Origin of the sequence: Desulfofundulus salinus (genome assembly GCF_003627965.1) — a bacterium.
In the GTDB taxonomy this organism is placed as follows: Bacteria; Bacillota; Desulfotomaculia; order Desulfotomaculales; family Desulfovirgulaceae; genus Desulfofundulus; species Desulfofundulus salinus.
In genome coordinates, this window is sequence record NZ_RBWE01000001.1 from 871,523 (window position 1) to 878,506 (window position 6,984).

Here is a 6,984-nt window from a genome sequence, read left to right on the forward strand (position 1 = left end):
GAAAGGGGGAATGAGCAAATTGGGGGACGAATTGAGCAAACTTGAATGTGTCAGAGAATTAATCGAAAAGGGTAAAAAACGGGGCGTCCTCACTTACAGTGAGATCATGGATACCCTGCAGGGGGTAGATTTAACACCGGAACAAATTGACGACATTTATGAAAAATTAGCCGGCATGGGTATCGAAGTGGTGCCGGAAATTCCGGACCTGGAACCTATAGACGACGCCGTTATGGAGCCGCCGGCAGAAGAAGATGTGGACCTTTCCATTCCCGAAGGGGTTGCCATAGACGATCCCGTAAGGATGTATTTGAAGGAGATCGGGCGCATTCCTCTGTTGACTCCGGAAGAAGAAATAGAATTGGCCAAGCGCATGGAACAGGGAGATGAGGAAGCAAAACGGCGTTTGGCGGAAGCCAACCTGCGTTTGGTGGTCAGCATAGCCAAGCGTTACGTAGGCCGGGGCATGCTCTTTTTGGATCTGATCCAGGAAGGCAACCTGGGACTGATCAAGGCGGTAGAAAAATTTGACTATCGCAAGGGATATAAGTTCAGCACCTATGCCACGTGGTGGATCCGTCAGGCCATCACCCGGGCTATTGCCGATCAGGCCAGGACCATCCGGATCCCGGTGCACATGGTGGAAACCATCAACAAGCTGATCCGGGTTTCCCGCCAGCTTTTGCAGGAACTGGGCCGGGAACCAACCCCGGAGGAAATTGCCAGGGAGATGGGCATTTCCGAGGAAAAGGTGCGGGAGATCATGAAAATAGCCCAGGAGCCCGTTTCCCTGGAAACGCCCATCGGGGAGGAAGAAGATTCTCACCTGGGGGATTTCATCGAGGACCAGGATGCCCGGGCGCCGGCGGAAGAGGCCTCTTATACTCTCCTGCGGGAGCAACTGGAGGAGGTTCTTAAAACCCTCACCGACCGGGAACAAAAAGTGCTGCGCCTGCGCTTTGGGCTGGACGACGGCCGCGCCCGCACTTTAGAGGAAGTGGGGCAGAAGTTTGGGGTGACCCGGGAACGGATCCGGCAAATTGAGGCGAAAACCCTGCGCAAGCTGCGGCATCCCAGCCGGAGCAAGAAGCTTAAAGATTACTTAGATTAAAACACCAGCCCCGGTATAATTTTTCTCCACAAAGCCATTGACCGGGGCTGTGTTTTTATGTATAATCATTTATGCACCGTTCTCCAGTCTCACATCTCATATCTTAATTTGTGGGCCTATAGCTCAATTGGTAGAGCATCCGGCTCATAACCGGCTGGTTCCAGGTTCGAGTCCTGGTGGGCCCACCAAAATGGAAGTCGGAGGTCGGAAGTTGGAGGTCAGAGAAATTATCGTTGATTTTTATGCCATTTTTTATTGCCGTGGTAGGTATGGTCGGCAATTAATTTCTGACTTCTGACTTCCGACGACTGACGACAGATTACGGCCCCATGGTCAAGTGGTCTAAGACACCGCCCTTTCACGGCGGTAACGCGGGTTCGAATCCCGCTGGGGTCACCATACGGGCGATTAGCTCAGCTGGGAGAGCACATGCCTTACAAGCATGGGGTCGGCGGTTCAAATCCGTCATCGCCCACCAGTGAAATCAAGGCCTCCCTGAATGGGAGGCTTTCTCTTCTATAGAAGATAGCTGGATGGATTGCGAAAAGGCAAATTGCACACTTTCGCACACCGGTAAAACCAGGGTCCCCTTGAATAAGGGGGCTCTTTTTTTTCTTTCTAGCGCTTTAAATCTCTCAAGAATATTAAGTAAAAATTTTTTGTCATAACAGCAGGAAAAAACAAATATTTGTCTAAATGATAACTCATCTATTGGAACCCATTTTATTATTTGGAACAAGGAGGGGAGACAGTATGGCGGCGGAAAAGAAGGAAAAGTTGCCCCTGGAAGGGATCAAGGTACTGGATATTTCCCGCGTCCTGACGGGGCCTTTCTGCACCATGATTCTGGGTGATCTGGGGGCGGAAGTGATCAAGGTGGAAATGCCCGGGGTCGGCGATGAGACCCGGAGCTGGGGCCCTCCCTTTATTAACGAAGAAAGCGCCTATTTCTTAAGCGTCAACAGGAACAAAAAAAGCATTACCGTCAACATGAAATCGCCCAAAGGGCGGGAAATCATCTACAAGCTGGCCAAAGAAGCCGATGTGATGATTGAAAACTTCCTGCCCGGAACGGTGCAGCGCCTGGGTGTAGATTATGAGCGGATTAAAGAAATTAACCCGCAAATTATCTACTGTTCCCTGTCCGGTTATGGGCAGGACGGCCCCTACCGCGATCACCCCGCTTACGACCTGTTGATGCAGGGTGAGGGTGGGCTCATGTCCATCACAGGGGAAAAGGACGGCGAACCCGTACGCATTGGCGTGGCCATTATTGATATTGGAGCGGGCATGTATGCCGTTATTGGGATCTTAAGCGCCCTGATGGCCCGTAAAGAAACCGGCAAAGGCCAGTACATTGACATCTCCCTCATGGATACGGAGGTTTCCTGGTTGACCTACATGGCCAGCAACTATTTTGCGTCCGGGAAAGATCCCATCCGTATGGGCTCGGGTCATCCTTCCATCGTGCCGTACAGGGCTTTCCGCGCCAGGGACAAGTATTTCATCCTGGCCGTGGGCAACGACGCCATCTGGCAGCGTTTTTGCGCTGCCCTGGATCTCAAGTTTGTGGATGATCCCCGGTTCGTTACCAACGAGATGAGGGTAAAACACCGGGATGAACTGGAGAAGTTGCTGGCTGAAATTTTCATTCAAAAAGAGGCCAGCTACTGGGTAAACCTGTTGCACGAGCACAAGGTACCCTGCGGGATGATTAACGCCATTTCGGAAGTGGTTTCCCATCCCCAGGTGTTGCACCGGGGCATGGTGGTGGAAATGGATCATGAAAAAGCGGGGAAAGTCAAGGTGCTTGGCAGCCCCTTAAACTTCTCCGAAATGTCCATTGAGTACCGGCTGCCCCCGCCGCTTTTGGGCCAGCACACCCATGAAATCCTCTCGAGTTTGGGTTATACTGCCGCCGAAATCGAAGAACTCAAGGCGTGCGGGGCAATCTAAATGGAAGTCGGAGGTCGGAAGTTAGAGGTCGGAAAATTAACTTTAATTTTTATATTTTTGCCGGATTGCAGGGAAAAAGAAAGAAATGTCTAAATAAAACAAATTAAAATTCCACTATTTATCGGAATGAAATTCATTATATGGAATGGTCTGATGCTGATGAGCAACACTCTGCGCAAGGGCCTGATTGTCCTTCAGGCTATTTCGGAAAAAGGATCTGAAAACGGCTTGTCCATAAGGGAGCTTTTCCACCTCACGGGTTTTCCACCCAGTACCATTCATCGTTTTTTGCAAACATTTAAAGAATTTGGGATAGTCGAACAGGATCCTGAAACCAAAAATTACCAGCTGGGTCCCCAGCTGTTGAAGATGGGCCTGCAGGTCAGGGGAATGCTGGATTTGAGGAAGGCAGCCCTGTTCGTTTTAAAAGAGCTTACCCTTTGCACCGGTGAAGATTCTTATCTTACCGTCGTTCAGGGTAAGATGGGCGTTTTCCTGGAAAGGGTCGAAGGCCCTTATCCGGTGAAAGTAATGGAACTGGTTGGCAAAGAGGTGCCCTTACACAGGGGTGCGGCAAGGAAGGCTCTGCTCTCCTTCATGGATGACGATTTTATCCACCAGTACATCAAAGAAATGACGGAGCACCAGGAACCTCTGAACCCGAAAATGCTGTTGGAGGAGATCAAAAAGATCCGGGAACAGGGTTACGCGATTACCTATGGCGACTATCTTGACCATGGCGTAGGCATAGCAGCACCGGTTTACGATTTTTCCGGTTCCGTCAGGGCCTCCATAGGGATCATTGGCATAGAAAGCCGCTTTACCGAAGAACGGCTGCCGGTTTTAATCAGGGAGGTGAAGCGCGCTGCGGAAACATTATCCCAGAAACTGGGTTATTCCCAAGCACAGCCGTCCAGAGTTGCCCGGGCTAACTAAGGGCAAAAATGAATTTCTCACCGGGGAGGAGATCTTATGAACTTCGATTTACCGGAAGAGTTACAGGACATTAGAAGGCTGGCCCGCGATTTTGCCGTGAGCGAAGTGCTGCCCACGGTGGACGCCGACGACAAGGCGCACCGCTTTCGTCGGGACCTGGTGGAAAAGATGGGGGAACTGGGCTTTTTAGGCTGCGTTATTCCCGAAGAATACGGCGGGAACGGACTGGGCTACCTGGCTTTAGCCATTCTGGCCGAGGAAATAGCCCGGGTGCACAGCTCCCTGCGCATCATTTTTGCGGCCAACACCCTTGGCCCGGCCATTACCATCTGGCGTTACGGCAGCGAAGAGTTGAAGCAAAAGTACCTGCCGGGGCTCACCAGCGGCAAACTGCTGGGATGTTTTGCCATGACCGAACCCAACGCCGGATCCGACGTAGCGTCCATGAAGGCCCGCGCTGTTTTAGAGGGAGATTATTATGTTTTGAACGGCAGCAAGATGTGGATCTCCTTAGCGCCTGTAGCCGACATAGCCCTCGTTTACGCCTATACCGATCCCTCCCAGCGGGCCAAGGGCATGTCTGCCTTCATCGTGGACATGAAGAGTGAAGGCATTACCGTAGAAGCGATAACTGAAAAACTGGGCAACTGGTCTTCGCCCGTGGGTACCATTACTTTTGAAAACTGCAAGGTGCCCAAAGAAAACCTCCTGGGGCGGGAAGGCCAGGGATTTGCCATCTGCATGCAGCAACTGGACAACACCCGCCTGGCCTCGGCCGCGGGTGCAGTGGGAGTGGCCCAGGCCTGCCTTGACGCCGCCATCGAATATGCCAATACCAGGGAGCAGTTTGGCCAGCCCATCGGTAAGTTCCAGATGATCCAGGACATGATTGCTCAAATGTGCGTGGACATTGAAGCGGCCCGCCTTTTAACCTACCGGGCGGCATTCCTGAAGGACAAAGGGGTGCCCAACACCCTGGAAACCTCCATGGCCAAGCTTTTTGCCAGTGAAGCCGCCAATAAATGCGCTGATTATGCCCTGAGAATATACAGCGCCTACGGTTACTCCGAGGAATACCCCGTGGCCCGGTTCTTCCGTGACGCCAAATATTATCAGATAGTGGAAGGTACCAGCAACATCCACAAGCTCATTATCTCCCAGGATGCTCTTGGTTATCGCAAGGCCAACCGTTCGTCCTGATCACATCTGGAGGAGGAAGCATAAATGGATCGCTACCAGGAACTCAAGGAGAAAAAAGAAAAAATCCTGCAAATGGGCGGCCCCAGGGCGGTGGAACAGCAGCACAAAGCCGGCAAATGGACGGCCCGGGAAAGGATAGAATATTTCTTTGACCCCGGCACCTTCACGGAAATCGGCATGTTCGTCAAGCACCGCACCACGGCCTTTGGTATGGATAAAAGGGAGGTTCCGGCCGAAGGCGTGGTGGTGGGTTACGGTAAGGTAAACGGCCGGAACGTGATGGTGGCGGCGGAGGATTATACCGCCATGGCCGGTACTTTTGGGGAATACCACGGCAAAAAATTCGCCCAGGCCATTGACATGGCCAAGGAAATGGGCATCCCCTTTGTGGGCATGAACGACTCCGGCGGCGCCCGCCTCCAGGAAGGCATGGACACCCTCGAGGCCTATGCCTGGTTGTTCCGTTCCCAAATCCTTGCCTCCGGTATTATCCCCCAGATTGCCCTGTTGATGGGGCCCTGCCTGGGAGGGCAGGCCTATCACCCGGTGATGCAGGACTTTGTCTTCCAGTGCAAAAAGACCGGTTTCATGGGTATAGCCGGGCCGGCCTTTGTGAAGACCCAGCTTGGTGAGGAAATCAGCCTGGAGAATTTATGCGGCGTACATGTCCACGCCACCAGGACCGGACAAACCCACGTGGTAGTGGAAGATGACAAGGACTGCCTGGACAAGACCAAAGAACTCTTGAGCTACCTGCCGCAAAACAACCGGGAGAAGCCGCCCCGGGTGGATACCGGCGACGAGGCCGAAAGGATCATCCCCGAACTGGACGGCCTGGTGCCCGAGGAAGGCCACGTACCTTATGACATGCACCAGGTGATCTATAAAATAGTGGACAATGGGGTTTTCTTTGAGATCCTGAAAGATTTTGCTCCCAACGTGATTGTGGGGTTCGGCAGGATTGCCGGCCGGACGGTGGGGCTTGTGGCCAGCCAGCCCCTGTATATGGGCGGCGTGATCAACTGCGATGCTGCCGACAAGGTAGCCAGGTTTGTGCGCTTCTGCGACCTCTTCAACATTCCCCTGGTTAATTTCCACGACACCCCGGGTTACATGATTGGCTCCTACGAAGAACACAGGGGTATCTTGAGGCATGGAGCCAAAATGCTTTACGCCTACATCGACGCCACGGTGCCCAAGGTCACGGTAATCCTGCGCAAATCCTTTGCCGGTGCCTATTTAGGGATGTGCTGCAAGGACACCGGGGCCGACCTGGTCTACGCCTGGCCCATAGCCCAGGTCTCCATTGTGGGTGCGGAAACGGCGGCCAGCGTAATTTTTGCCAAGGAAATTAAAAATGCCGAAGACCCGGCCAGAGTAGCCGCCGAGAGAATCCAGCAATACCGTGAAATATATGAAAACCCGTACCGCGGCGCGGAGCGCGGCTATATAGACGATATCATCATGCCCAGCGATACCAGGAAGTACATCGCCAGGGCGCTGGATATCCTGGAGAACAAACAGGTGGCCAGACCATGGCGGAAGTACTCCAATATTAACCTGTAGGGTAAAGTTATGACAGGGATGCGGTGCCGTCCTCGCCCAATCCAGTGCTTCGCGTAAGAGGCGCACCGCATCCAACCTGGTTCACCGAAGATTTGCGCCTGCAATATAATTGCGTCGCTCTTACGTTTAAGGAGGGGGAAGATGAAGGTAGTAGTATTCACCAAACAAACCTTTGACACGGAAGCCAAAATCACCCTCGACGCGCAGGGCAAAAT

Annotated in this window: 5 protein-coding genes and 3 tRNA genes; all 8 read left to right on the plus strand. The window is 52.8% G+C overall.

All coding sequences use genetic code 11. The features are described 5' to 3' along the window. Positions 1-10 precede the first annotated feature (10 nt). Positions 11-1,111, plus strand: a complete 1,101-nt coding sequence (rpoD, locus tag D7024_RS04440; RefSeq protein WP_207666891.1) for an RNA polymerase sigma factor RpoD — start codon at positions 11-13, stop codon at positions 1,109-1,111. 112 nt (positions 1,112-1,223) lie between these two features. Beyond that, a tRNA-Ile gene (locus D7024_RS04445) sits at positions 1,224-1,299 on the plus strand. Positions 1,300-1,434: 135 nt separating this feature from the next. Continuing rightward, a tRNA-Glu gene (locus tag D7024_RS04450) sits at positions 1,435-1,510 on the plus strand. Positions 1,511-1,513: 3 nt separating this feature from the next. Further along, positions 1,514-1,589, plus strand: a tRNA-Val gene (locus D7024_RS04455). Between the two features lie 275 nt (positions 1,590-1,864). After that, a complete protein-coding gene (locus tag D7024_RS04460; protein ID WP_121450704.1) occupies positions 1,865-3,067 on the plus strand; it encodes a CaiB/BaiF CoA transferase family protein in 1,203 nt (400 codons plus the stop codon). Positions 3,068-3,226: 159 nt separating this feature from the next. Further along, positions 3,227-4,003, plus strand: coding sequence for an IclR family transcriptional regulator (locus D7024_RS04465; RefSeq protein ID WP_165859265.1), 777 nt, complete (start codon positions 3,227-3,229; stop codon positions 4,001-4,003). 36 nt (positions 4,004-4,039) lie between these two features. Then, positions 4,040-5,203, plus strand: coding sequence for a glutaryl-CoA dehydrogenase Acd (gene acd, locus D7024_RS04470; protein ID WP_121450706.1), 1,164 nt, complete (start codon positions 4,040-4,042; stop codon positions 5,201-5,203). 24 nt (positions 5,204-5,227) lie between these two features. Next, positions 5,228-6,769, plus strand: a complete 1,542-nt coding sequence (locus tag D7024_RS04475) for an acyl-CoA carboxylase subunit beta (protein ID WP_121450707.1) — start codon at positions 5,228-5,230, stop codon at positions 6,767-6,769. The last annotated feature ends 215 nt before the right edge of the window (positions 6,770-6,984 follow it).